The sequence below is a fragment of the Paraburkholderia sp. MM5384-R2 genome (genome assembly GCF_014201025.1).
Classification (GTDB): domain Bacteria; phylum Pseudomonadota; class Gammaproteobacteria; order Burkholderiales; family Burkholderiaceae; genus Paraburkholderia; species Paraburkholderia tuberum.
On sequence record NZ_JACHDI010000016.1, the window covers coordinates 114,059 to 138,892 of the forward strand.

Genomic DNA, 24,834 nt, shown 5'->3' on the forward strand with positions numbered 1-24,834 from the left:
GCCGGACGGCTTGCGTGACAAACGCGCGAGCCGTCCGCTCATCCGTCGAAATACCCCCGTTTCTCCGCCCTTATCCGCCGATCGGCGCTTGCGCCGAGCAGGAATAATCGCTGTCACTGGAAAGAGGCGCCGTGCCTCGGCCGACTGGAGAGCTTTGTGGCAGAGGACAGCGACCTCGAAAAAACCGAATCCGCCACTCCTCGGCGCCTGCAGAAGGCGCGCGAGGAGGGGCAGATCGTGCGTTCGCGGGAGCTGTCGACCTTCGCGCTGCTCGCGGCCGGGTTCTACGGCGTATGGGGCATGTCGGGCAGCATCGGCGAGCATTTGCAGAAGATGCTGCGTGCGTCGCTCACCTTCAACCACGCGAGCGCGTTCGACACCAGCCGCATGCTGATCGGCGCGGGCTCAGCGGGTCGCGAAGGACTCTACGCGCTCGTGCCGATACTGGGCGTCACCGGACTTGCCGCGCTGCTCGCACCGATGGCGCTGGGCGGCTGGCAGCTGTCGGGGAAAGGGCTCGAGCCGAAGTTCAACCGGCTGAACCCGATCGAGGGCCTCGGCCGCATGTTTTCGATCAACGGACCGATCCAGCTCGGCATGTCGCTCGCGAAGACGCTGGTGGTGGGGTTGATCGGCGGCACGGCGATCTGGAATCGCCATGAGCAATTCCTCGCGCTCGCGACGCAGCCGCTCAATCTCGCGCTCGCCAACTCCGTGCATCTGATCGCGGTGTGCTGCGGCATGACGGTGGCCGGCATGTTCGCGGTGGCCGCGCTCGACGTGCCATACCAGCTGTGGTCGTTCCACAAGAAGCTGCGCATGACGAAGGAAGAAGTGAAGCGTGAGCATCGCGAGAGCGAAGGCGATCCGCACATCAAGGGCAAGATTCGCCAGCAGCAGCGCGCGATCGCGCGGCGCCGCATGATGGCGCAAGTGCCGAAGGCCGACGTGGTCGTGACCAACCCGACCCACTTCGCGGTCGCGCTGCAGTACACGGACGGCGAGATGCGCGCGCCGAAGGTGGTCGCGAAGGGCGTGAACCTCGTAGCCGCGCGGATTCGCGAGATCGCCGCCGAAAACAACGTGCCGCTGCTCGAAGCGCCGCCGCTCGCGCGTGCGCTCTATCACAACGTCGATCTGAACCGTGAGATTCCGGGGCCGCTCTATGGCGCGGTCGCGGAAGTGCTCGCGTGGGTCTATCAACTGCGCCGCTTCAAGGCCGAAGGCGGCGACGTGCCGGTCGCGCCGACCGAACTCGACGTGCCGCCCGAACTCGACAAGGGCGGCGTATCGGACGAGGACGCCGCCGAGGAAGCCGCCAACACGCTGAACCCGGCCGACGACAACGCCAACGACGCCACTAGCGACGACCACAACGGAGCCTCCGCATGAACGCTCGCGCCGGTTTCCTCGCCCGACGCTCGGATGCGCTGAGCAGCACCAACCTGCGCGCCCTCGCCGGGCCGGTGCTGATCTGCATGATCCTCGGCATGATGATTCTGCCGTTGCCGCCGTTCCTGCTGGATCTGCTGTTCACGTTCAACATCGCGCTGTCGGTGATGGTGCTGCTCGTCAGCATGTACACGATGAAGCCGCTCGACTTCGCCGCGTTCCCGAGCGTGCTGCTGTTCTCGACGCTGCTGCGGCTGTCGCTGAACGTCGCCTCGACGCGGGTCGTGCTGCTCGAAGGCCATACCGGTCCCGACGCGGCTGGTCAGGTGATCGAGTCGTTCGGCCACTTCCTCGTGGGCGGCAACTTCGCGGTTGGTATCGTCGTGTTCGTGATCCTGATGGTGATCAACTTCATGGTGATCACGAAGGGCGCGGGGCGGATCGCCGAAGTGTCCGCGCGCTTCACGCTCGACGCGATGCCCGGCAAGCAGATGGCGATCGACGCCGATCTGAACGCCGGCCTCATCAACGAAGAGCAGGCTCGCACGCGGCGCAAGGAGATCTCTCAGGAAGCCGAGTTCTACGGCTCGATGGACGGTGCGAGCAAGTTCGTGCGAGGCGATGCGGTCGCCGGCCTCCTGATCATGGTGATCAACATCATCGGCGGGCTGATCGTCGGGATGGTCCAGCACGACATGAGTTTTGCGGCGGCGGGCAAGAACTACACGCTGCTGACGATCGGCGACGGCCTCGTCGCGCAGATTCCGTCGCTGGTGATTTCGACGGCGGCCGGCGTGATCGTCTCGCGCGTCGCGACCAACGAGGACATCGGCACGCAGCTGACCGGCCAGCTGTTCACGAACCCGCGCGTGCTGATGATCACCGGCTGCATTCTCGTGCTGATGGGCCTGATCCCGGGCATGCCGCACTTCGCGTTCCTGATTCTCGGCGGCGGCCTGATCCAGCTCGGCCGCACGATAAAGAAGCGCACCGAGGAGCGCAAGAACGCACCGGCGCTCGTCGACGTCGCGCCGGCCGCGCTGGTGCCGGTCGAAAACGCCGAGGCGAGCTGGGACGACGTGACGATGATCGACACGCTCGGCCTCGAAGTCGGCTACCGGCTGATTCCGCTCGTCGACAAGAACTCGGACGGCGAACTGCTCAAGCGGATCAAGAGCATCCGCAAGAAGTTCGCGCAGGAAATCGGCTTCTTGCCGCCGGTCATTCATATCCGCGACAACCTCGAATTGCGGCCGAACGGCTATCGGATCGCGTTGAAGGGCGTCGAGGTCGGCTCGGGCGAGGCGTATCCGGGCCAGTGGCTCGCGATCAACCCGGGCCAGGTATCGGCCGCGCTGCCGGGCACGCCGACCCAGGACCCGGCGTTCGGCCTGCCCGCCATCTGGATCGACACGAATCTGCGCGAACAGGCGCAGGTATACGGCTACACGGTCGTCGATTCGAGCACGGTGGTCGCGACGCACCTGAATCACCTCGTCGTCACGCACGCGTCGGAGCTGCTCGGCCGCCGCGAGGTGCAGTCGCTGGTCGAGCGGATGCAGAAGGACACGGCGTCGCTCGTCGACGATCTGGTGCCGAAGATGCTGCCGCTCACCACGCTGCAAAAGGTGCTGCAGAACCTGCTCGAAGAAGGCGTGCCGATTCGCGACATGCGCACGATCCTCGAAGCGCTCGCCGAACACGCGGCCAAGCTCACCGACCCGCACGACCTCACCGCCGCGGTGCGGCTCGCGCTGGGCCGCGCGATCACGCAGCAGTGGTTCCCCGGGACCGCCGACATGCAGGTGATGGGCCTCGACGCGAACCTCGAACGGGTGCTGTCGCAGGCGCTATCGACCGGACCGAACCCGGGCCTCGAACCGGGTCTCGCGAACACGCTGCTCACCGAAACGCAGAAAGCGATGACGCGTCAGCAGAACCTTGGCCTCGCCCCGGTGCTGCTGGTGCAGCACGCACTGCGGCCGATGCTCGCGCGCTTCCTGCGCCGCAGCCTGCCGCAGCTGAAGGTGCTCTCGTATGCGGAAGTGCCCGATACACGCAACATCAAGGTGGTCAATCTGATCGGCGCGCACGGCTGACGAAGGTCGCTCGCTCGCGGCTGTCGATACAACGCAAACCGGCGCTCCAATGGGGCGCCGGTTTGCGTTGGCACGGCTCTCCCAGGCTCGTCGAACGATGCGTCTGCCGTGTGTCCATCGCGCGAATTACCCACCTTTAACGGTCTTTATCCATCGATCGTCGCCCGACGCCTTTCGCAATAATTGATCGCAATGGGAAGCGGTGTATTGCCGGTCCGTCAGTCCGTATACCTCATCGGGGGTCCAGCTTGAACATTCGTAAATTTGTCGGTGCTACCAGTCGCGACGCGCTGCGTCTCGTTCGCGAAGCACTTGGCCCCGATGCGGTCGTGCTGTCGAATCGCACGATGGACGACGGCAGCGTCGAAATCGTCGCGCTCGCCGATAGCGACCTCGCCGCGATCACGCCGAAAGCCCGCGAAGGCGCGCAGGCCGCGGCGCTCGGCACGGGCTCAGGTGCGGCATCGACGCTGGCCCCGCGCGGCTTGTTCGCGGCGCCGACGAATCCATACGCGAGCGCAATGCCGGACGTGTTTTCGTCGGTGTTCGGCGCGAGCCCGGAAGCGGGTGGTGAAGCGACGCCGGCGATCGAGCCGGCGAATGCGGCTGCGGATTTCATGGCCGGCTCGGTGAACAGGACGGCGCTCAATTCGGCGCTCAATTCGGCGGCCAGCCAGGCGCTCAGCATGTCCGCGAATCAAGCAGCGTCCGCCGCCGCGTTGCCCGGCAATTCGCCAATCGGCCCGGCGATGCCGGGCGCGACCGGCGCGTCCGCGGCCATCGCGACAGGCCCCGCGCCCGCCGTGAGCCAGTCGGCGTCCGGCGCGGCCACATCGTTCAACGCACCGGCCACGCTCGCCGCTGCCGCCACGCCTTCCGGCGCGAGCGCCCGCGCCGCGGCCGCGCGCCTGTCGAAAGACATCCGCGCGGATTTGCTGAAAGCTGCCGGCGTGCCGGTACCGCCGGCAATCCCATCGAGCGAAGCCACCGCGCCGCGCACGATGGCCGAGTCGAATCCGTGGCTCATCGATCACGCGCGCCGCCTCGCGGCCGAGCAGCAGCAACAGAGCGGCCAATACAGCGCGCGTCCGGCCGCGATGACGCCCGCCGCGGCGACCGCCAAAGGCCTCGGCAGCGCGGTCGACGCGCGGCCGGCCGCCGTGCCGCCGGTGATCGACACGCCCGACTGGGCGCGCGAAGCCGCCGAAGCCGCTGCGCGCCGCGCCGCTCAGAAGATCGCGCCCGTGCCGTCCGCTACTGACGAAAGCCGCACGCCGTCCGCCGTCGCCGAAGCGATCAAGGGGCGCATGGAGCAGGTCGTCAAGGACACCGTGATGAACGAGCTGTCGTCGATGCGCGACATGATGGAAGAGCACTTCGCGGGTCTGCTGTGGGGCGATCGACAGCGCCGCAGTCCCGCACGCGCCGCGCTCACCAAGCATCTGTTCGCCGCCGGCTTTTCCGCGCAGCTCGTGCAGATGCTGGTCGACAACCTGCCCGAAGAGGTCGACACGATGGATGGCGGCATGGACTGGGTGCGCTCGGTGCTCGAGTCGAACCTGCCGGTGATGGAGGACGAAGACGCGCTGATGGAGCGCGGCGGCGTGTTCGCGCTGATGGGGCCGACCGGCGTCGGCAAGACGACGACCACCGCGAAGCTCGCAGCGCGCTGCGTGATGCGCTTCGGCGCGAGCAAGGTGGCGCTGCTGACGACCGACAGCTACCGCATCGGCGGTCATGAACAGTTGCGCATCTTCGGCAAGATTCTCGGCGTTTCGGTGCATGCGGTGAAGGACAGCGCCGATCTGCAGCTCGCGCTCTCGGAGTTGCGCAACAAGCACATCGTGCTGATCGATACGATCGGTATGAGCCAGCGCGACCGGCTCGTGTCCGACCAGATCGCGATGCTAAGCCGCGCCGGCCAGCCGGTGCAGCGTCTGTTGCTGCTCAACGCGACGAGCCACGGCGACACGTTGAACGAAGTCGTGCAGGCGTATCAGCGCGCGCCGGACCAGCAGCCGCTCGCCGGCTGCATTCTGACCAAGCTCGACGAAGCGACCAACCTCGGCGGCGTGCTCGATACGGTGATCCGCTACAAGCTGCCGGTGCATTACGTATCGACCGGACAGAAGGTGCCGGAGAACCTTTACGTCGCGACGAAGAAATTCCTGATCAAGAGCACCTTCTGCATTCCGCGCGACAACTCGCCGTTCGTGCCGCACGACGACGACATCCCCGCTTTGCTGTCCTCGCTGTCCGCACGTTCGACGGCCGAGCTGCACGAGGTTCGCTTTGGATAAGTTCGTTTCGGATCAAGCCGAAGGGTTGCGGCGGCTGCTCGCGCGCGGCGGCGCGCGCGTGATCGCGTTGGCGGGTGCGTCGTCGGGCGTCGGTAATACGACCGTGGCGGTCAACCTCGCCGCGGCGCTCGCACAGCAGGGCAAGGACGTGCTGGTGATCGACGAATGCGTCGGTGAGAAATCGGTGAGCGCGATGCTTGGCGGCTTGCGCGGCGCGGGCAACTTCGCGGCGGTGATGCGCGGCGAGAGCCCGGTCGATTTCGCCGCCGCGCGTCACGCGCTCGGTTTTTCGGTGCTGTCCGCCTCGCGCAACAACCGCGAGGGGCATACGGAGGCCGAACTCGGTGTGCTGCTCGGCGGCTCGGCCGATATCGTGCTGATCGACGCGCAGCTCGACGAAGAAGGGCATCTGTCGCCGCTCGCCAAGCAGGCGCATGACGTGATGATCGTCGCGCGCATGTTGGGCGAGGCGATCACCGAGGCCTATGCGTGCATCAAGCGTTTGCACTACGCGCACGCGATCGCGCAGTTGCGCGTGCTCGCGAATCACGTGCAAAGCGCCAACGACGCGCAGGCCGCGTTCGCGAATCTCGCCGGCGTGGCCGGCCGTTACCTGACCGTCGCGTTGGAAAACGCCGGCTGCATTGCGGCCGACGTGCGCATCGCACGGGCACTCGAGCTGTCGCGCTGCGTGGTCGACGCGTTTCCGTCGACACCGGCCGCGCGCGACTTCCGCCATCTCGCCGCCGAATTGCAGTACTGGCCGATGCGGCCAGCGATGTCGTCGCAAACGCCCTGGCGGGCGCCTGCGACAGTTACAGCGGCGCACCACGCCGACCAACCGTCCGCGCATCACGCTTGAAAGGCGTGCACGAAGGACAAGGGGAGCACGATGTACAACGCTCAGGGAAAGATTTCTCAGGCCGAAGTTTTGACGAAGTACGCACCGCTCGTGCGTCGACTCGGCTTGCAGCTTGTCGCGAAAATGCCGGCGAGCGTCGATCTCGACGACCTGATCCAGGCCGGCATGATCGGTTTGCTGGATGCCGCCGGCCGCTACAAGGAAGACCAGGGCGCGCAGTTCGAGACCTATGCCAGCCAGCGGATTCGCGGCGCGATGCTCGACGAGCTGCGCAGCAACGACTGGCTGCCGCGGAGCCTGCGCCGCACGTCGCGCGAAGTGGAATCCGCGGTGCACAAGGTGGAGCAGAACCTCGGCCGCTCGGCGAGCGAGGCGGAGGTCGCCGAGCACCTGCAAATGCCGCTCGACGAATATCAGTCGATGCTGCAGGACCTGCATGGCAGCCAACTGATCTACTACGAAGACTTCGACCGCTCCGCCGACGACGAACCTTTTCTGGACCGCTACTGCGTCGATCATTCCGATCCGCTCTCGGCGCTGCTCGACGACAGCCTGCGCTCGGCGCTCATCGAAGCGATCGACCGCTTGCCGGAGCGCGAGAAGCTGCTGATGTCGCTGTACTACGAGCGCGGCATGAATCTGCGCGAGATCGGCGCGGTGATGGAAGTCAGCGAATCGCGCGTGTGCCAGTTGCATAGCCAGGCCGTGGCACGCCTGCGCACCCGACTGCGCGAAATGGCCTGGGCGAACGCCGAAGCGAACTGACGCCAGCGCGGCGCCGCACGCCGTTTTTCAAGCGCTGCTTTCAAATGCGGCGGTGCGCCGATGCCGATGCGCGCCTGTGCCGCCTGCCGTTGCTCAGGCGTTCGCCATCTCATGCTCGGCGGCGAGCGCGAGAAACGCCGAGCGCGACATACCGCGCGCCTGCGCATACGCGTCGATTTCCTGCACCAGCACCTCGGGCAGCGAGATGTTGATGCGAACCGCCTTCTTCAACGCCGGAATATTGCGCGTCGTCACGAAACCCCATGTGAACCCCGCGAACTCGGGATTGCGCCGATGCTCGCCTAGCGTGAGAGGCTCGGGCAGCGGCAGCCCTTCGTCGAGCAAGGTTTCGAGATGCGATTCGATTGCCTCTTTCGCGTTCACATACGCTTGTTCAAGCGTGTCGCCCGCGGAGTAGCAGCCTGGAATATCGGGCACCACGACGCCGAACGCGTGCGTGTTGTCTCCGGGTTCGATGGCGATCGGAAAGATCAGATGCTTCATTTGAGCCCCGCCTGTTTCAGAATGCTGTTCAGGGTGCCGGCCGGCAAATCTTTTTTCGGATGAGGGACGGTCACGAGCCCCCGTTTTCGCGCGTGCCTGAAATGATGGTGACTGCCCGCTATGCGCACGAGCTGCCAGCCATTCGCTTGAATCAATTTGACGACCTCGGCACTGTTCATACATCATACCCTCCATTATACACACGCCTACACAAACTAACGAGCAAACAAGATTCCGCCCGTCGAATTGCGGCCGCGTCGAAGCCGCGGCGTTGGCGAAAGCTCGAACGAAGTCACCATTTCAACGTGACGAGGTGGACTAGCGCCAGCTAGCCGAACGGCTAACGCAGCGCGGAACGGACAGGGAAGGGGGTGGAAAAGCGGCGGCGGAAAACGAAAAAGCCCGTCGATGACGGGCTTTTCATTCATTTCGTAAATTGCTCGATTGCAGGCCGGGCAGGCGGGCCGATCAAAGTCCCGAATAAGCCGGAACCCGTCCATCCGGCCCGTACAGATTCGTCTTGCGCGGCACGTTGACTTGCAGCGCCTTTAGCGCGCGCTCGTTGTAGTCCATCCGCACGCGGATCAGCTCGCCGTTGTTGGTGTTGACTCGCCGCGCGCGATCCGCGGCTTTCTGCAGCAGCTTCCATTGCGTCGCGACGCGCGCGTCGGTGCTGGCCGCGAACTCCATGCCGGACCAGCCGGTCGGAAAGCCGAGTTCGGCCAGATGCGAGTCGCGCGCGGCTTCGAGCCTCGCGAGCACGCCGATCAGCTCGGTTTTTTTCTCGACGATCGCCGGCAACTGCTCCAGCGGCGAGATCGCCGTCAGCGCTTTGGTTTCGAGAGTGAGGATCGAGGCGAATGCCTCGACGGTCGAATATTCTTCGATCAGGGTAGCAACGAGGGCGTCTTTCATATCAACAACTCGCTACGCACACTGGCTCGCGAACGGCGCGCGAACCGGGTTGGTCGGACGCCGCCCGGCAGATCACCGCGCGGCGAAATGCCGATCAGTTGCCGGTCGACGAGGTTTTGTTCTGCAACAGGTCGCGCGCCGTCTGCAGCACGCCGTCGGCGATCTTGCCGGAGTCGATCTGCAGCTTGCCGTCCTTGATCGCCTGTTTGATCGACTCGACGTGCGCGGTGTCGATGTCGGCCGAGCCGGAGGCCGCGAGGCTGCGCAGATGCTGCGCCAGACCCGACAGGCTCACGCTCGTGTCGCCCGACGCGCTGCTCGCGGCCGGCGCGGCCGTGCTCGTCGCGCCCTGGGTGGTGCTGGCTGCCGGCGTGGCTTCGTCGCTCTGCTGCGAACGGGACAAAGCGTCTTTCAACGACGGCAGATTTGAAGAGGTGGTGGGATCGACTTTCACGATTGGCTTCCCTAACGATTTGATCCTGATAACGGCAACCGCTGATCAAAACTTTAGCGCAATCGCTCGACACCCGGCTCGCCGCCAGGTGGCCATCCACCCCTTTCAATCCCCGTCCGTCTGACCTGGCCGCCGGGGCGCCGGCCGTTTCGACGGTGCTCGTTGCCGCCAGCCCGCTCACATCTGGATCTCCACCGTGCCGCCGTCCTTGACGATGCCGGAGATGATCTGGCCGTTGGCGGTCTTCACGCGCACCTGCTGGCCCGGCGACGCGTTGTTCATCGCGCTGCCCTCGGACGAGATCGAGAAACCGTGGCCGGCAGCGACGACCCGCACGGTCTGGCCGAACACCACCGCCGACGCGCTCTTCAGCATGTCGCGGCGCAGCGGCATGCCGCCCGCGATCCGCGCGAGCGAGACCGAGCCGACCGCCTGCGACGGGTCGGTGACGATCGCCTGCGGCAGGCCGGTCAGGTCGCCTTCGCGCGCGACGAGGTCGGCGGCCGTGAGCACTTCGCCCGGCGCCATCGCGCGGGCGGCGAGGTAGTAGGTCGCATGCAGCGAGATGCGCGCCTGCAGATAGATGGTCCACGGCCGCTCGCCCGCGCAGCGCACGCCGACCGTCAGCCGGCCCCACAGGCGCGCGCCGGTCGGCATGAACGGTTCGAGCGACGTGCACGCGGCGAGGCCGCGCGGAAACGCGGGCGCGACAGTGATGTCGGCCTTGCCGGGCAGGCCGACGGCCTGCTGTTGCAGGAACGCCAGCGCGCTCGCGTGAATCGCTTCCGGGTCCTGCTGGCCTGGCAGCGGCGCGGCTTGCGCAGCCGTCGCGGCGGTAGCGGTCTGCGGCGTTCTCTGTGCAATGACGGTCGCCGGTTGGCGCGAGCCAGGCGACGTCGCGGGTGTTCTCGCGATCCCGGGATGCGCCGGCTGCGCCGCAGCGGCCGAGATCGGCTTGCCATTCGCGCCGAACACGGGTGGCTCGCCGCGCGCGGCGAGACTGTCGAAACCGTCGCCTTGCGGCGCACTGGCCGCGACCACGCGCTGATTCGCGACGCTGGCGGCCGGGCCCGCTTCGACATTGACGCGCGCGACGCCCGACGCCCCAGTGCCGGACGCCGGCGGAATCATCACGACGCCGTTGGCGTCCGGTTTGAAGTTGGTGCGGATGATGGCCGGCGCGGCGGCAGCGGGCTCGCCCGCGCCCGGAATGACGATCGCGCCGCTTGCGCTCGCGGCACGCCCGAACGTATCGGTGTCGCGCGACCCGCTCGCGCGGCCGAGCGACTGTGCGGTCGCCGCAGCGAGCGACGCCGCCGACGCGCTGCGCTGCGCCGGCGTCTGAATCCGTTGCACGAGATCGTTCAGCGCGGCGGGATTTTTCTCGGCGGGCCCGGCAATCACGATCGGGCCGCCCGCATCCTGCGCCTGGGTCGTAGCCGGCAGCAACACGATGCCGCCCGCAACCCATACCGCGAGGTTGACGGACACCCGCGTCAGGCAACGTGCAAGGCCACGCGAGAAAGAGCGCGGCACCGGCTGCGCGAGCGCGCCCTCCGAACCATCGACCCGGCCACCCCCCACGCGACGCATCGTCGTGCCGCTCGCCGGCTGCGGCAAGGTGTTGGTGGGCTGGTCCATCGCGGGTCTCCATCGAATGCATCGGTACGCCTTGCATTCTAGTGAGCCCCGCTTTCGCGCAAACGTTGAATAGAAGCCCCCTTTCCCGGTTATTCGTCCGATTGCCGCTTGCGCGCGGCCCATAAGATGCATCACATGCAAAAAGGCCTTCGCACCCGCCGCGTGTCGCTCACGATGCGCACACGGGACGGCCCTGGAAACGTTCTCGGGAGATTCCGATGCTGGACAAGCTCGATGCCGAATTCGCATTCGGCCGGCAGGCGATGGATGTGCGCGCATACCGGCAGGAACTGCTGTCGTCGAATATCGCGAACGCCGACACGCCCGGCTACAAGGCGCGCGATATCGACTTCGCGTCGTCGCTCGCCGGCGCGCTGAAGAAGACGGGCGGCAGCACCGCCGGCCAAGCCGCATCGAACAGCTCGACGCTCGCGATGACGCAACCCGCGGGCGTGACGAGCGGCATGTCGATGAACACGACCGAGGCCGGCCACATGAGCGGCAAGGCCACGCTGACGGCGACGGGCGGCAGCCCCGACGATTACGGCAACCTGCAATACCGGATTCCGCTGCAGCCGGCGCTCGACGGCAACACGGTCGACGTCGACACCGAGCGCGTGCAGTTCGCCGACAACACGGTGCACTTCGAGTCGGGTATGACGGTCGTGTCGAACCAGATCAAGACGATGCTGTCGGCGATCACGTCGGGCTCGTCGTAAGCCCTGCACGCCGCACGGCAGCCAGGCAGGGCGCATAGCAGCTGAACACAGGCAGCATGCACGCAGGAACAGAAACGCTACGGGACTTAACGTAAAGCCGGTGCGAACCGGCAGGAGAGGTCAGGAAACATGCCATCCCTGATGAACATTTTTGGTGTCGCCGGTTCCGCAATGTCGGCGCAGTCGGAGCGGCTCAACGTGACGGCGTCGAACCTGGCCAACGCGGACAGCACGACGGGCCCCGACGGTCAGCCGTACAAGGCCAAGCAGGTCGTGTTCGCGGTGAGCCCGCTCGGCGGCGCGCGCACACGCTCCGGCCAGCAGGTCGGCGGCGTGCAGGTGACGGGCGTGGTCGACGATCCGTCGCCGATGAAGACCGCGTACGAGCCAGGCAATCCGGCCGCCGACGCGAACGGCTACGTGACGCTGCCCAACGTCGACCCGGTGCAGGAGATGGTCAACATGATCTCGGCCTCGCGCTCGTATCAGGCCAACGTCGAAACGCTGAACACGGCCAAAACCCTGATGCTGAAAACGCTCACGATCGGAACCTGAGGAGAGAGCCTTGACCACCAACACCACGATCGGCGGCAGCGGCACGACCGTTTCGCAGACGCTGCTCGACACTATGAACGGCACGAGCAGCAGCTCGAGCGCGACCAGCTCGACGAGCAGCACGTCGGGCACGTCGGCGGCGGACCTGCAGAACACCTTTCTGCAACTGCTCGTCGCGCAAATGAAGAACCAGGACCCGACCAATCCGATGGACAGCTCGCAGATGACCTCGCAGCTCGCCCAGATCAGCACGGTGCAGGGCATCAGCCAGCTCAATACGTCGCTCTCCTCGCTGTCGACGCAGCTGTCGGCGGGCCAGCAATCGCAGGCCGCGTTGCTGATCGGTTCGACCGTGCTCGCACCGGGCAACTCGATTACCGTGGCGAGCGGCAAGACGAACGAGTTCGGCGTCACGCTCGCGAACTCCGTCAGCGACCTGCAGATCGTCGTGAAGAACTCGGCCGGCACGATCGTCAATACGCTCGATCTCGGCAAGCAGTCGGCCGGCACGATTCCGGTTGGCTGGACGCCGACCGATTCGGCGGGCAACACGCTCGCCGACGGCACCTACACGATCACCGCGACAGGCACGATCAACGGCCAGCAGGCAACGGCTACCACGCTCACCGGCGCGACGGTGGAAAGCGTCGTCCAGCAGAGCAGCGGCACGCCGGGGCTCGTGCTGTCGAACGGCTCGACGGTCGACCTGACCGGCGTCGCAGCGATCCTGTAGTCCGGATCCATTCAGTTACGACTTCACAGATACGGAGTACGTCATGAGTTACCAAACAGGTTTGAGCGGTCTGTCGGCGTCGTCGAGCGATCTCGACGTGATCGGCAACAACATCGCCAACGCCAACACCGTCGGCTTCAAGAGCGGCACCGCGGAATTCGCCGACATGTACGCCAATTCGGTCGCGACCGCGACGAGCCAGCAGATCGGTATCGGTACGCAACTCTCCGAAGTGCAGCAGCAATTCTCGCAAGGCACGCTCACCACGACGAACCAGGCGCTGAACGTCGCGATCAACGGCAACGGCTTCTTCCAGATGTCGAACAACGGCACGCTGACCTATTCGCGCAACGGCGTGTTTCAGCTCGACAAGAACGGCTTCATCACGAACGCGCAGGGCCTCGATCTGATGGGCTACGCGGCCAATGGCTCGGGCATCATCAACACCGCGCAGACCGTACCGCTGACGGTGCCGACCGCGAACATCGCGCCGCAGGCGACCACCTCGATCACCGCGGGCCTGAACCTGAACGCGCAGGACGACATCATGCTCGGCGCGCCGAGCGCGACGCCGGGCGGCACCAACGCCGGCACGCTGAGTACGACCGGCGCGACGATCACCAACGCGGCAGCGGGCACCAACACCGACCAGTACACGATCAACTTCACGAGCCCGACCACCTACACGGTCACGGACAACACGCTCGGCACGACCACGGCGTCGCAGCCCTACACGGCCGGCACCGCGATCACGCTCGGCAACGGCGAAAGCATCACGTTCAGCGGCACGCCGGTGGCCAGCGACAGCTACACGATCACGCAGAACCCGACCACCTTCAACCAGAGCAGCTCGTCGACCTACAACTACTCGACGAGCACGACCGTCTACGACACGCTCGGCGGCTCGCAGACCGTCAATATGTACTTCGCGAAGACGGGCTCGGGCACGTGGAACGTGTACGCGGGCCCGTCGACCGGCACCGCTTCCCTGATCGGCACGGCGAACTTCAATTCGTCGGGCACGCTGGTCAGCACGACCGACGCGACGACCGGCCTCGCGACCGCGACGCTCGGCGCGTTCACCATGTCGCTTCCGACCACCGACGGTTCGGGCACGCCGCAGAACGTCACGCTGAACATGGCCGGCACCACGCAGTACGGCGGCAAGGACGGCGTCAACAGCCTGTCGACCGACGGCTACGCGGCGGGCACGCTGACGAGCTTCACGGTCGGCTCCGACGGCACGCTGACCGGCAACTACTCGAACGGCCAGACCGCGGCGCTCGGCCAGATCGTGCTCGCGAACTTCTCGAACCAGAACGGCCTCGTCGACCTCGGCAACAACGAGTACGGCCAGACGGCTGCCTCGGGCGTCGCGCAGATCTCGACGCCGGGCTCGACCAATCACGGCGTGCTGCAAGGCGGCGCGGTCGAGAACTCGAACGTCGATCTGACGAGCGAGCTGGTCAACCTGATCACCGCGCAGCGCAACTATCAGGCGAACGCGCAGACGATCAAGACCCAGCAGGCCGTCGACCAGACCCTGATCAACCTGTAAGCGAACGGGACCTCTTCATGGATCGGCTGATCTACACCGCGATGTCGGGGAGCGCGCAGGCGCTCGAACAGCAGGCGATCGTCGCGAACAACCTCGCGAACGCGTCGACCACGGGCTTTCGCGCGCAGCTCGAAACCTTCCGCGCCGTGCCGATGTCGTTCGGCGACGGCAGCACGGTCAACGACGACACGACCCGCACCTTCGTGCTGTCGTCGACACCGGGCGCCGACTATACGCCGGGGCCGATCCAGCAGACGGGCAATCCGCTCGACGTCGCGATTCAGGGGCCGGGCTGGCTGTCGGTGCAGACCGCCGACGGCAACGAGGCCTACACGCGCGCGGGCAATCTGCACATCGACGAAAACGGCCAGCTCGTGAACGCGACCAATCAGGTCGTGCTCGGCAACGGCGGGCCGGTATCGGTGCCGCCGGGCGCGCAGATCACGATCGGCAAGGACGGCACGGTGTCGGCGCTGACGCCGGGCGATCCGCCCACCGCCGTGGTCACCGTCGATCAGCTGAAGCTGGTCAATCCCGATCCGCAGTCGCTCGCGCGCGGCGATGACGGTCTGTTTCGCACCGCCGACGGCAACCCCGCCGACGCCGATCCGGCCGTGACGCTCGCGCCGGCGTCGCTCGAAGGCAGCAACGTGAATCCGGTCAGCGCGATGGTCTCGATGATCACCAACGCGCGCCAGTTCCAGATGCAGACGCAGTTGCTGGAAAACGCCGACAAGAACGATCAGTCCGCCAACCAGCTGCTCAGCTTCAGCTAACGGATTGCCACGGGGCGCCCTACGAGGCGCGCTCCGAGACCGCTTTGCATGGGCCCGGAGCAAGCGCTAAAGCGCCAATTCCGCCCGACATTGGAGAACCATAAGTGAACCGCTCACTGTATATCGCCGCCACCGGCATGAATGCGCAGCAGGCGCAGATGGACGTGATCTCGAACAACCTCGCGAACGTCAGCACCAACGGCTTCAAGGGCTCGCGCGCGGTGTTCGAGGATCTGCTGTACCAGACCATCCGCCAGCCGGGCGCGAACTCGACGCAGCAAACCGAACTGCCGTCCGGCATCCAGCTCGGCACCGGCGTGCAACAGGTCGCGACCGAGCGTCTGTACACGCAGGGCAACCTGCAGCAGACCGGCAACTCGAAGGACGTCGCGATCAACGGCGGGGGCTTCTTCCAGGTGCAGATGCCCGACGGCACGACCGCCTACACGCGCGACGGCTCGTTCCAGACCAACGCGCAGGGTCAGCTCGTCACGTCGAGCGGCTACCAGGTGATTCCGGCGATCACGATCCCGACCAATGCCACCTCGCTGACGATCGGCAGCGACGGCGCGGTGTCGATCACCGTGGCCGGCTCGAGCAATACGCAGCAGCTCGGCACGATGCAGCTCGCGACCTTCATCAACCCGGCCGGCCTCGACGCCAAGGGCGAGAACCTGTTCGCGGAGACGGCGTCGTCGGGTGCGCCGAACGTGTCGCAGCCGGGTCTGAACGGCGCGGGCACGCTCAACCAGGGTTACGTGGAAGCGTCGAACGTGAACGTCGTGCAGGAACTGGTGAACATGATCCAGACGCAGCGCGCGTACGAAATCAACAGCAAGGCCGTGACGACCTCCGACCAGATGCTGCAGACCTTGAGCCAGATGCAGGTTTGAGGACTGGAAATTTAAGGCGGTAAACGATGATGTCGCACTCCACTCGCACTCCGGTTCATTCGCGCACGGCCGAGGCGCTCGTGCAGCTCACGCTGCTCGCCGCGCTCGGCGGCTGCGCCCAACTGCCGAGGGAACCGATCACCCAGCAGCCGATGAACGCGGTGCCGCCGATGCCGCCGCAGGCGCAGGCGCCGGGCTCGATCTACAACCCGGGCTACGCGGGTCGGCCGCTGTTCGAAGACCAGCGGCCACGCAACGTAGGCGACATCATCACGATCGTGATCGCCGAGAACATCAACGCGACGAAGAACTCGGGCGCGAATGCGAGCCGCAACGGCAGCACGAACTTCAGCGTGCCGACCGCGGGCTTTCTCGGCGGCCTGTTCGCCAAGACCAACCTGAACGCGACCGGCGCCAACGGCTTTGCCGGCACCGGCGGCGCGAACGCGTCGAATACGTTCAACGGCACGATCACCGTGACCGTGACCGGCGTGCAGGCGAACGGCAACCTGATCGTGAGCGGTGAGAAACAGATGCTGATCAATCAGGGCAACGAGTTCGTGCGCTTCTCGGGCGTCGTCAATCCCAACACGATTTCGAGTCTGAACGCCGTGTACTCGACCCAGGTCGCCGACGCGAAAATCGAATACTCCGCGAAGGGTTACATCAACGAAGCGGAGACCATGGGCTGGCTGCAGCGGTTCTTCCTCAACGTGGCGCCGTGGTGATCATGGGTACTGTCTTCGACACGCTGTCGCGCGCGGGCCGCGCACTGATGTTCGTCGCGCTCGCCTGCGCGGCGCTGCCGGCCGTGACGCCGGCGCACGCGGAGCGCCTGAAGGACCTCGTGCAGATCCAGGGCGTGCGCGACAACCCGCTGATCGGCTACGGCCTCGTGGTCGGCCTCGACGGCACCGGCGACCAGACCACGCAGACGCCGTTCACGACGCAGACGCTCGCGAACATGCTCGCGAACCTCGGCATCTCGATCAACAACCAGGCGGCGGGCTCCAGCAACTCGCAGTCGTCGCTGTCGAACATCCAGCTGAAGAACGTCGCCGCGGTGATGGTGACCGCGGTGCTGCCGCCGTTCGCGCGGCCGGGCGAAGCGATCGACATCACGGTGTCGTCGCTCGGCAATGCGAAAAGCCTGCGCGGCGGCACGCTGCTGCTCACGCCGCTGAAGGGCGCCGACGGCCAGGTGTATGCGCTCGGCCAGGGCAACGTCGCCGTGGGCGGTGCGGGCGCGAGCGCGAACGGCAGCAGGGTGCAGGTCAACCAGCTCGCCGCGGGGCGCATCACCAGCGGCGCGATCGTCGAGCGCTCGGTGCCGACGGCGGTGTCGCAGGCGGGCACCATGCAGCTCGACCTGAACGACATGGACTACGACACCACGCAGCGCGTCGTCGCGGCGATCGACAACGCGTTCGGCAGCGGCACCGCGACCGCGCTCGACGGCCGCACGATCCAGCTGCGCGCGCCGGCCGATCCGCAGCAGCAGGTCTCGTTCATGGCGCAATTGCAGAACCTCGAAGTGCGGCCCGGGCAGGCCGCCGCGAAGGTCATCCTGAACGCCCGCACCGGCTCGATCGTGATGAACCAGATGGTCACGCTGCAGAACTGCGCGGTCGCGCACGGCAATCTGTCGGTCGTGATCAATACGCAGCCGGTGGTGAGCCAGCCGGGCGCGTTCTCGAACGGCCGCACGGTGGTCGCGCAGCAGTCGCAGATCCAGATGAAGCAGGACAACGGCTCGCTGAAACTCGTGAACGCCGGTGCAAACCTCGCCGAAGTGGTGAAGGCGCTCAACGCGCTCGGCGCGACGCCCGCGGATCTGATGTCGATCCTGCAGGCCATGAAAGCAGCCGGCGCATTGCGCGCCGACCTTGAAATCATCTAAGGAGCACGCGAGATGAATTCCGATACGACCAATAGCGTCAACTCCGCCAACGATCTGACCAGCCGGTTCGCGCTCGACGTGCAGGGCTTCGGCGCACTCAGCGCGCAGGCGAAGGCCTCGCCGCAAGCCGGCATGAAGATGGCCGCGCAGCAGTTCGACGCCGTGTTCACGCAGATGATGTTGAAGAGCATGCGCGATGCAACGCCGCAGGACGGTCCGTTCGATTCGCACGACACGGCGACGTTCACGTCGATGATGGATCAGCAGATGGCGCAGCAGCTGTCGAAGAAGGGCATCGGCGTCGCCGACGCGATGCTCAAGCAGCTGATGCGCAACCAGGGCATGCAGGTGGGTGGCGCGAACGGCGCGGGCGCGGCGGGTGGTCTCGCCGGCATGGCCAACGCGCTCGGCGGCGGTAGCGGCGGCGACGAAGGCCAGAGCGCGGCGCTCAACGCGCTCGCGCGTGCCTACGGCAACGCCCAGGCCAACGGTCAGCTCGGGCTCGGCCGCGCCTACTCGGCCAATAGCGCGCTGACGCCGCCGGTGCGCGGCGACGGCAGCTCGTCGAAGGTCGACGCCTTCGTCGACAAGCTCGCCACGCCGGCGCAGGCCGCGAGCGCGGCGACCGGCATTCCGGCGCGCTTCATCATCGGTCAGGCCGCGCTCGAATCGGGCTGGGGCAAGAGCGAGATCAAGAAGGCCGACGGCTCGACGAGCCACAACGTGTTCGGCATCAAGGCGGGCAACGACTGGACCGGCAAGACCGTGTCGACGGTCACGACCGAGTACGTGAACGGCAAGCCGCATCGCACGGTCGAGAAATTCCGCGCGTACGACTCGTACGAGGAAGCGATGACCGATTACGCGAGCATGTTGAAGAACAATCCGCGTTACGCGCAGGTGATCAATTCGTCGCGCGACGTGAACGGTTTTGCCAACGGCATGCAGCGCGCCGGTTATGCAACCGATCCGCATTACGCGAAAAAGCTGCTGTCGATCATGCAGAAAATGGGCTGATTAAAAATAACGCACGCGACCGGCATTAAAGCGGTTTTAAAGGTGTCGGTAAAAGCGGCGATAAACGCAGCAGAAAAACCGGCATCGGTAAAAAGCTCCGCAGGGTCCGGGGCGAGCAAGGTCGCGGAAAATAGGGCAGATACGCTTTTAACGTTTGCGCGAAATTTTCCGGCGAATATTTAAATTGAGCCCCTAAATTTTGGCTCGATGCTGCCGCTAACGAGTTAGACCCGATACCGGAATAGCGCTGTAAGGTCCGGTCGAACGCGTGTGTTGCGGCTTTGCATGAAGACCCTCAGAGTCCATGGCTAGGCCCTGGCACGTGCCCGCAAGAACATGCTTACCGGCAAGCCCATGGATATGAACCAGTCGAACGGCCTGACTGACACGAACGGTCAGCCGCACGTCCCGCAAAACGAGAGCGCTTCCGATTTCGGCCGCCGCAACCCGCTGGAAATCGGCGTGCAGCTGCGCAATATCGTCAATCGCGGCGATTTCCTCACCGTCGAATATGCGGGCGGGCAGATCGTCACGCGCCTGCTCGACGTCGACGTGCGCGAGCGCACCTTCACCTTCGATTGGGGCGCGCTCGCCGATCAGAACAAGGGGCTGCTCAACGCGCCGCGCTGCCAGTTCCACGCGTCGCCCGACGGCGTGCGCGTCGAGTTCACGACCCCGACGCCACGCGAGACGCGCTTCGAGGGAATGCCGGCGTTCGAGGCCGACTTCCCCGAGGTGCTGTTCTACGTGCAGCGCCGCGAGTACTTCCGCGTCGCCGCGCCGATTCTCGACCCGTTCATGTGTACGGGCCGCCTGCCCGAGGGCGACACGTTCCGCTTCGAGGTGCACGACCTGTCGCTCGGCGGCGTCGGGATGCGCACGACCGACCTGCGCGTCGCCGCGCTGCCGATGGGCTCGCGCCTGATGGACTGCGAGCTCACGCTCGGCGCGCTCGGCCGTCTGTCGCTCGATCTGCAGCTCGTGTCGCATCGCTCGCTCGCGCTGCCGAACGGCACGCAGCGCTATCAGCTCGGCTTCCGTTTCCTGTCGCTGCCGGGCAGCGCGGAAAACACGCTGCAGCGGCTGATCACGCAGCTCGAAATGAAGCGCCGCTCGCTGGCGCGCTGAGCGGCGAGCCAACGCGCGGTACCGTGCGCGTCGCGCCCGGCACCGCGCGAACGCTTTGGCCGACGAAGCAAACGTTGCACTCGCGTCGGAGGCAACGGCGCGGCAACGTCGCGCAAACGAAGTGGCATGGCCCTCAATTTTTCGCACCTCGGGCCGTTAAAGAGGATGTTCCACTAACGCGGTGGCATGTCTGCGACGCCGCCCTTCAGGATGACGCATGTCCAGCAATCTGTTGAATATCGGCCTTAGCGGACTCAACGCGGCCCAATGGGGTTTGACGACGACTGGTGAGAACATCAGCAACGCGTCGACACCCGGCTATACGATGGAAACCCCGGTGTATTCGGAGACGGGCGGCACGTATACCGGCTCCGGCTACCTGCCGATGGGCGTCTCCACCGACACCGTGACGCGCGCGTACAGCCAGTACCTGACGACCGAGCTGAACAACGCGCAGTCGTCGAGCAGCGCGCTCACCGCGTACAACACGATGATCACCCAGCTCAACAACCTCGTCGGCAGTCCGACCGCCGGGATTGCGAGCGCGATCAGCGGTTACTTCACAGGGCTGCAGAACGTCGCCAACAACGCGTCGAGCGTGTCGACGCGGCAGACCGCGATCAGCGACGCGCAGACGCTCGCGAACCAGATCAACGCGGCGGGCCAGCAGTACGACCAGTTGCGCTCGAGCGTCAACACGCAGCTGAGCAACTCTGTTACGCAGATCAACACCTACACCGCGCAGATCGCGTCGCTGAATACGCAGATCACGCAGGCGAGCAACCAGGGCCAGCCGCCGAACCAGCTGCTCGACGAACGCGACCAGGCGGTGTCGAACCTGTCCCAGCTGATCGGCGTGTCGGTCGTGCAGGACAACGGCAGCTATAGCCTGTTCATGTCGAGCGGACAGCCGCTCGTGCTGGCCGGCAACAGCTTCAATCTCGGCACGGCGACTTCGTCGGGTGATCCGAGCGAGTTGTCGGTCCAGTATCTCGGCCAGGCCGGGGCAAAGCCGACACCGACGCCGCAGACGCTGTCCGACACGAGCGTGTCCGGCGGCACGCTGGGCGGACTGCTGCAATTCCGCTCGCAAACGCTCGATCCGGCCGAGGCGCAACTCGGCGCGATCGCGACCAGCTTCGCCGCGCAGGTCAATGCGCAGAACGAACTCGGCCTGACGCTGAACGGCACCGCGGGCGGCCCGCTGTTCACGGTTGGCTCGCCGACCGTGTACGCGAACTCGCAGAACACCGGCAACGCTACGCTCGGCGTCTCGTTCGCCGACGCGACCCAGCCGACCACGGGCGACTACACGCTGTCGTACGACGGCAGCAGCTACACGCTGACCGACAACCAGACCGGCAGCATCGTCGGTTCGGCGGCGAACCTGACCAATCCGATCGGCGGCCTGCAGTTCTCGGTCGCGAGCGGCACGATGAAGGCCGGCGACTCGTTCTCGGTCGAACCGACCCGCGGCGCGCTCGACGGCTTCGCGCTGACCACCACGTCGGCGTCGGCAATCGCGGCCGCGGCGCCGGTGCTCGCGTCGGCGTCGACGTCGAACACCGGCACCGGGACGATCACGCAAGGCACGGTATCTGCCGGCTACAGCGCGCCGACCGGCACCTCGACGATCACTTACACCGCGGGCACCGGCCTGACCGGCTTCCCGGTCGGCACGGTGGTGACAGTCGCCGGCTCGCCGTCCACGCAGTACACGATCAGCTCGGCGACGACCGCGGTGCCATACTCGCCGAGCTCGGGCGCGACGCTGACGATCACCAACCCGAGCAATTCGGCGAGCGCGGGCGTGATGAACAACGTGACGGTCACGATTAGCGGCACGCCCGCCAACGGCGACTCGTTCACGATCGGACCGAACACCGGCGCGACCAACGACGGCCGCAACGCGCAACTGCTGTCGAACCTGACTTCGGCGCAGGCGCTCGACGGCGGCACCTCGACGCTGACGGGCGCGTACGCGAGCTACGTCAACAACATCGGCAACCAGACCACGCAGATCCAGACCTCGGCGACCGCGCAAAGCACGCTCGTCACGCAGATCACGTCGGCGCAGCAGTCGGTGTCGGGCGTCAATATCAATGAGGAAGCGGCCAACCTGCTTCAGTACCAGCAGCTCTATCAGGCCAACAGCAAGGTCATCCAGACGGCGCAGACGCTGTTCCAGACTTTGCTTGGCATCTTCTCGTAAGGCGGAACCATGCGAATTTCGACCCAGCAGTACTTCAGCATGAACGTCGCGAACATGAGCAATCAGCAGGCTCAGTTGTCGCAGATCTATCAGGAAATCTCGAGCGGCCAGAGCCTGACCACGCCCGCCGACAATCCTCTCGGCGCCGCGCAGGCCGTGCAGCTCAGCTCGACGGCGTCCGCGCTGTCGCAGTACGCGACGAACCAGAACGCGGCGCTCACGTCGTTGCAGGCCGAGGACTCGACGCTCTCCAACGTCATCACGACGTTGCAAAGCGCGAACACGTTAGGCCTGCGCGCCGGCGACGGCAGTTTGAACGACGCCGACCGCACGGCGATCGCCGCGCAGCTGACCGCCCTGCGCGACCAGCTCGTCACCTCCGCGAATGCGACCGACAGCTCGGGCAATGCGCTGTTCGCCGGTTTCCAGAATTCGACCCAGGCATTCACGACCGATGCGGCCGGCAACGTCACCTATACGGGCGACACGGGCACGCGCACCGTGCAGGTCACCGGCAGCAACGCGGTCTCGACCGGTGACAATGGGCTGTCGGTGTTCATGAGCGTCGGCGCGACCAACGCGCAGCCGATCGCCTCGGGCGACCCGGCCAATACCGGCAGCGGCGTGATCGGCGCGGTGTCGGTCAAGGATCCGACCAACGCGGGGAACGCGGACTCGTACCAGATCCAGTTCAGCGGCAGCGGCAGCTCGCTCACCTACACGGTCACTGACACGACGACCAACGTCGCGGGTACGGCGCAGCCGTACACGGCGGGCTCGGACATCACGATCGCGGGCCAGACCGTCGAAATCACAGGCACGCCGGCGGCCAACGACAAATTCACGGTGCAGCCGGCCAACCAGGCGGGCACCAACGTGTTCGCGAACCTGAACGCGATGATCGCCGCGCTCCAGCAGCCGGTGAGCGGCAACCCCGCGGCCTCGGCGAAGCTGCAGAACGCGTTGAATATGGGCCTGTCGCAGCTTGGCAACACGCTGAACAACGTCACCGCGGTGCAGGCATCGGTCGGCGGCCGCGAGCAGGAAGTCAAGGCGCTGCAAACGGTTACGGAGACCAACTCACTGCAAACGCAAAGCGATCTCGCGGACCTGACCCAGACCGACATGGTCTCGACGATCAGCAAGTACACGATGGAGCAGGCGGCCTTGCAGGCTTCGCAGCAAGCGTTCGTGCAGATCCAGAACATGTCGCTGTTCCAGTACATCAACAGCTGATGCCGCTCCCGGCGGGGCAATAAAGAAACCGGCGCGAGCCGGTTTTTTTATGTCCGCGATTTTCGGCGTTATCTCAGCGCCGCCGCGACCCGTCCCATCTCATCGATGCCGTTATCGAACAAGCGCACGAAGAACGGGATCATGTTCGGCAGCATCAGTTGCACGAGCAGCAGGCCGACCAGCATCGTCAGCGGAAAGCCGATCTGGAACACGCCGATCTGCGGCGCCGCGCGATTGAGAATGCCGAGCGCGAGGTTCGCGATCAGCAGTGCGACGACGACCGGCAACGCGAGCAGCAGCCCCGCCGAGAAGATCGAGCCGCCCCAGTTCGCGAGCGTTTGCCAACCGTGCGGCGCGAGCAGGTTAGCCGACACCGGCACCGACTGGAACGTCGTCACGAGTGCGGCGATCATCTGCAGATGACCGTCGACGGCGAGAAACACCAGCGTCGCGATCGTCGTCATGTAGCGTGAGATCACGACGCCCGAGCCGGTCGCCTGCTGGTCGAAGAAGGTCGCGAAGCCAAGGCCCATGCCGAGGCCGATGAAGTAGCCGGTCGCGTCGATCGCCTGGAACACGACCTGCATCGTCACGCCGAGCGCGATGCCGATCAGGAACTGGTTGACGAGAATCCACACGCCGGCCGCGGAAAACACGGTGACCTGCGGCAGCGCGCCGATCGTCGGGGCGACGATGATCGTCGCGAACGCGGCGAGACCGATTTTCACGCGCGAGGGCAGCGACATGTTGCCGAGCACCGGCGCGGTCGCGATCAGCGCGGCGATGCGCGCGAAGGGCCACAGGAACGCGGTCAGCCAGACGTTCAGTTGCGCGTAGGTGACCGTGAACATGGAGTGGGGAGGGCAGGCGTGCCAGCGGCGCTCAGTTGACGAGCGTCGGAATGCTGGTGATCGTGTGGCGCAGATAGTCGAGCATCGTGGTCAGCATCCATGGTCCGGCGATCACCAGCGTGAGCGCGATCGCGAGCAGCTTCGGGATGAACGACAGCGTGCTTTCGTTGATCTGCGTGGCCGCCTGGAACAGGCTCACGACCAGACCGACGACGAGCGCGACGAGCAGCAGCGGGGCGGCCAGCACGAGGCCGACGTACATGGCCTGGTGGGCCAGCGTCATGACTGCTTCGGGTGTCATCGTGAGTGCCTGAGGAACAAGGA

Annotated in this window: 24 protein-coding genes; 17 read left to right on the forward strand and 7 right to left on the reverse strand. The window is 65.8% G+C overall.

Features of this window, described 5'->3' with window-relative positions:
* The first annotated feature begins 156 nt into the window (after positions 1-156).
* From flhB to HDG37_RS23810, 5 genes are all read left to right on the forward strand, one after another.
* Positions 157-1,392 (forward strand): flagellar biosynthesis protein FlhB, encoded by a 1,236-nt coding sequence (gene flhB, locus HDG37_RS23790; protein WP_184051791.1) that lies wholly within the window; start codon positions 157-159, stop codon positions 1,390-1,392.
* Positions 1,389-3,491, forward strand: a complete 2,103-nt coding sequence (gene flhA / locus HDG37_RS23795; protein WP_184051793.1) for a flagellar biosynthesis protein FlhA — start codon at positions 1,389-1,391, stop codon at positions 3,489-3,491. Before flhB ends, flhA begins: the two co-directional genes overlap by 4 nt.
* 248 nt (positions 3,492-3,739) lie before the next feature.
* Positions 3,740-5,791, forward strand: coding sequence for a flagellar biosynthesis protein FlhF (gene flhF / locus HDG37_RS23800; protein WP_184051795.1), 2,052 nt, complete (start codon positions 3,740-3,742; stop codon positions 5,789-5,791).
* Complete coding sequence (locus HDG37_RS23805) at positions 5,784-6,653, forward strand: AAA family ATPase (RefSeq protein ID WP_184051797.1); 870 nt, start codon at positions 5,784-5,786, stop codon at positions 6,651-6,653. Before flhF ends, HDG37_RS23805 begins: the two co-directional genes overlap by 8 nt.
* A gap of 30 nt (positions 6,654-6,683) precedes the next feature.
* On the forward strand, positions 6,684-7,418 hold the full coding sequence (locus HDG37_RS23810; RefSeq protein WP_184051799.1) for an RNA polymerase sigma factor FliA: 735 nt from the start codon (positions 6,684-6,686) through the stop codon (positions 7,416-7,418).
* 93 nt (positions 7,419-7,511) lie between these two features.
* On the opposite strand, the gene HDG37_RS23815 is transcribed toward HDG37_RS23810, so the two are convergent.
* The 5 genes from HDG37_RS23815 to flgA all read right to left on the reverse strand — a co-directional run bounded on the left by HDG37_RS23815 (position 7,512) and on the right by flgA (position 10,932).
* Positions 7,512-7,922: a type II toxin-antitoxin system HicB family antitoxin gene (locus HDG37_RS23815; RefSeq protein WP_090802498.1), complete on the reverse strand. Its 411-nt coding sequence runs from the start codon at positions 7,920-7,922 to the stop codon at positions 7,512-7,514.
* Positions 7,919-8,101: a type II toxin-antitoxin system HicA family toxin gene (locus HDG37_RS23820; RefSeq protein WP_184051801.1), complete on the reverse strand. Its 183-nt coding sequence runs from the start codon at positions 8,099-8,101 to the stop codon at positions 7,919-7,921. The genes HDG37_RS23815 and HDG37_RS23820 overlap by 4 nt, the downstream gene beginning before the upstream one ends.
* Positions 8,102-8,390: 289 nt before the next feature.
* Positions 8,391-8,837 carry a flagella synthesis protein FlgN gene (locus tag HDG37_RS23825; protein ID WP_184051804.1) on the reverse strand — a complete coding sequence of 149 codons (447 nt, stop codon included), beginning with the start codon at positions 8,835-8,837 and terminating at the stop codon, positions 8,391-8,393.
* A gap of 94 nt (positions 8,838-8,931) precedes the next feature.
* Positions 8,932-9,291 carry a flagellar biosynthesis anti-sigma factor FlgM gene (flgM, locus tag HDG37_RS23830; protein WP_184051806.1) on the reverse strand — a complete coding sequence of 120 codons (360 nt, stop codon included), beginning with the start codon at positions 9,289-9,291 and terminating at the stop codon, positions 8,932-8,934.
* Positions 9,292-9,468: 177 nt separating this feature from the next.
* Positions 9,469-10,932 carry a flagellar basal body P-ring formation chaperone FlgA gene (gene flgA, locus HDG37_RS23835; RefSeq protein WP_184051808.1) on the reverse strand — a complete coding sequence of 488 codons (1,464 nt, stop codon included), beginning with the start codon at positions 10,930-10,932 and terminating at the stop codon, positions 9,469-9,471.
* 218 nt (positions 10,933-11,150) lie between these two features.
* Here flgA and flgB point away from each other — a divergent pair, with 218 nt between their 5' ends.
* The 12 genes from flgB (at position 11,151) to flgL (ending at position 23,659) form a co-directional block, all read left to right on the forward strand.
* On the forward strand, positions 11,151-11,651 hold the full coding sequence (gene flgB, locus HDG37_RS23840) for a flagellar basal body rod protein FlgB (protein ID WP_184051810.1): 501 nt from the start codon (positions 11,151-11,153) through the stop codon (positions 11,649-11,651).
* A gap of 129 nt (positions 11,652-11,780) precedes the next feature.
* Positions 11,781-12,206 carry a flagellar basal body rod protein FlgC gene (flgC, locus tag HDG37_RS23845; protein WP_026225509.1) on the forward strand — a complete coding sequence of 142 codons (426 nt, stop codon included), beginning with the start codon at positions 11,781-11,783 and terminating at the stop codon, positions 12,204-12,206.
* Between the two features lie 10 nt (positions 12,207-12,216).
* A complete protein-coding gene (locus HDG37_RS23850) occupies positions 12,217-12,939 on the forward strand; it encodes a flagellar hook assembly protein FlgD (protein ID WP_184051812.1) in 723 nt (240 codons plus the stop codon).
* A 43-nt stretch (positions 12,940-12,982) separates the two neighbouring features.
* The gene (locus HDG37_RS23855; RefSeq protein ID WP_184051814.1) at positions 12,983-14,497 is read left to right on the forward strand and encodes a flagellar hook protein FlgE; all 1,515 of its coding nucleotides are present in this window, start codon (positions 12,983-12,985) and stop codon (positions 14,495-14,497) included.
* Positions 14,498-14,514: 17 nt separating this feature from the next.
* Positions 14,515-15,273: a flagellar basal-body rod protein FlgF gene (gene flgF, locus HDG37_RS23860; protein WP_184051816.1), complete on the forward strand. Its 759-nt coding sequence runs from the start codon at positions 14,515-14,517 to the stop codon at positions 15,271-15,273.
* A gap of 104 nt (positions 15,274-15,377) precedes the next feature.
* The gene (gene flgG / locus HDG37_RS23865; protein WP_184051818.1) at positions 15,378-16,166 is read left to right on the forward strand and encodes a flagellar basal-body rod protein FlgG; all 789 of its coding nucleotides are present in this window, start codon (positions 15,378-15,380) and stop codon (positions 16,164-16,166) included.
* Positions 16,167-16,195: 29 nt separating this feature from the next.
* On the forward strand, positions 16,196-16,894 hold the full coding sequence (gene flgH, locus HDG37_RS23870) for a flagellar basal body L-ring protein FlgH (protein ID WP_184051916.1): 699 nt from the start codon (positions 16,196-16,198) through the stop codon (positions 16,892-16,894).
* A 2-nt stretch (positions 16,895-16,896) separates the two neighbouring features.
* A complete protein-coding gene (locus HDG37_RS23875) occupies positions 16,897-18,066 on the forward strand; it encodes a flagellar basal body P-ring protein FlgI (RefSeq protein WP_311541541.1) in 1,170 nt (389 codons plus the stop codon).
* A gap of 12 nt (positions 18,067-18,078) precedes the next feature.
* Positions 18,079-19,083, forward strand: coding sequence for a flagellar assembly peptidoglycan hydrolase FlgJ (gene flgJ, locus HDG37_RS23880; RefSeq protein WP_184051820.1), 1,005 nt, complete (start codon positions 18,079-18,081; stop codon positions 19,081-19,083).
* Between the two features lie 354 nt (positions 19,084-19,437).
* Positions 19,438-20,211: a flagellar brake protein gene (locus HDG37_RS23885; protein ID WP_184051822.1), complete on the forward strand. Its 774-nt coding sequence runs from the start codon at positions 19,438-19,440 to the stop codon at positions 20,209-20,211.
* Positions 20,212-20,428: 217 nt separating this feature from the next.
* Positions 20,429-22,423: a flagellar hook-associated protein FlgK gene (gene flgK / locus HDG37_RS23890; protein WP_184051824.1), complete on the forward strand. Its 1,995-nt coding sequence runs from the start codon at positions 20,429-20,431 to the stop codon at positions 22,421-22,423.
* 9 nt (positions 22,424-22,432) lie between these two features.
* Positions 22,433-23,659 (forward strand): flagellar hook-associated protein FlgL, encoded by a 1,227-nt coding sequence (gene flgL / locus HDG37_RS23895; protein WP_184051826.1) that lies wholly within the window; start codon positions 22,433-22,435, stop codon positions 23,657-23,659.
* Between the two features lie 68 nt (positions 23,660-23,727).
* Here the strand turns inward: flgL and fliR are convergent, their stop codons facing one another.
* The gene (gene fliR / locus HDG37_RS23900) at positions 23,728-24,510 is read right to left on the reverse strand and encodes a flagellar biosynthetic protein FliR (RefSeq protein WP_184051828.1); all 783 of its coding nucleotides are present in this window, start codon (positions 24,508-24,510) and stop codon (positions 23,728-23,730) included.
* Between the two features lie 31 nt (positions 24,511-24,541).
* Positions 24,542-24,811: a flagellar biosynthesis protein FliQ gene (fliQ, locus tag HDG37_RS23905; RefSeq protein ID WP_090802525.1), complete on the reverse strand. Its 270-nt coding sequence runs from the start codon at positions 24,809-24,811 to the stop codon at positions 24,542-24,544.
* Positions 24,812-24,834: the final 23 nt, after the last annotated feature.

Coding starts and splice junctions, on each gene's coding strand:
- flhA (WP_184051793.1), top strand. CDS start 1,389: ATGAACGCTCGCGCCGGTTTCCTCGCCCGACGCTCGGATGCGCTGAGC.
- HDG37_RS23810 (WP_184051799.1), top strand. CDS start 6,684: ATGTACAACGCTCAGGGAAAGATTTCTCAGGCCGAAGTTTTGACGAAG.
- HDG37_RS23815 (WP_090802498.1), bottom strand. CDS start 7,922: ATGAAGCATCTGATCTTTCCGATCGCCATCGAACCCGGAGACAACACG.
- HDG37_RS23820 (WP_184051801.1), bottom strand. CDS start 8,101: ATGAACAGTGCCGAGGTCGTCAAATTGATTCAAGCGAATGGCTGGCAG.
- HDG37_RS23825 (WP_184051804.1), bottom strand. CDS start 8,837: ATGAAAGACGCCCTCGTTGCTACCCTGATCGAAGAATATTCGACCGTC.
- flgA (WP_184051808.1), bottom strand. CDS start 10,932: ATGGACCAGCCCACCAACACCTTGCCGCAGCCGGCGAGCGGCACGACG.
- flgB (WP_184051810.1), top strand. CDS start 11,151: ATGCTGGACAAGCTCGATGCCGAATTCGCATTCGGCCGGCAGGCGATG.
- flgC (WP_026225509.1), top strand. CDS start 11,781: ATGCCATCCCTGATGAACATTTTTGGTGTCGCCGGTTCCGCAATGTCG.
- HDG37_RS23855 (WP_184051814.1), top strand. CDS start 12,983: ATGAGTTACCAAACAGGTTTGAGCGGTCTGTCGGCGTCGTCGAGCGAT.
- flgF (WP_184051816.1), top strand. CDS start 14,515: ATGGATCGGCTGATCTACACCGCGATGTCGGGGAGCGCGCAGGCGCTC.
- flgH (WP_184051916.1), top strand. CDS start 16,196: ATGTCGCACTCCACTCGCACTCCGGTTCATTCGCGCACGGCCGAGGCG.
- HDG37_RS23875 (WP_311541541.1), top strand. CDS start 16,897: ATGGGTACTGTCTTCGACACGCTGTCGCGCGCGGGCCGCGCACTGATG.
- flgJ (WP_184051820.1), top strand. CDS start 18,079: ATGAATTCCGATACGACCAATAGCGTCAACTCCGCCAACGATCTGACC.
- HDG37_RS23885 (WP_184051822.1), top strand. CDS start 19,438: ATGGATATGAACCAGTCGAACGGCCTGACTGACACGAACGGTCAGCCG.
- flgK (WP_184051824.1), top strand. CDS start 20,429: ATGTCCAGCAATCTGTTGAATATCGGCCTTAGCGGACTCAACGCGGCC.
- flgL (WP_184051826.1), top strand. CDS start 22,433: ATGCGAATTTCGACCCAGCAGTACTTCAGCATGAACGTCGCGAACATG.
- fliR (WP_184051828.1), bottom strand. CDS start 24,510: ATGTTCACGGTCACCTACGCGCAACTGAACGTCTGGCTGACCGCGTTC.
- fliQ (WP_090802525.1), bottom strand. CDS start 24,811: ATGACACCCGAAGCAGTCATGACGCTGGCCCACCAGGCCATGTACGTC.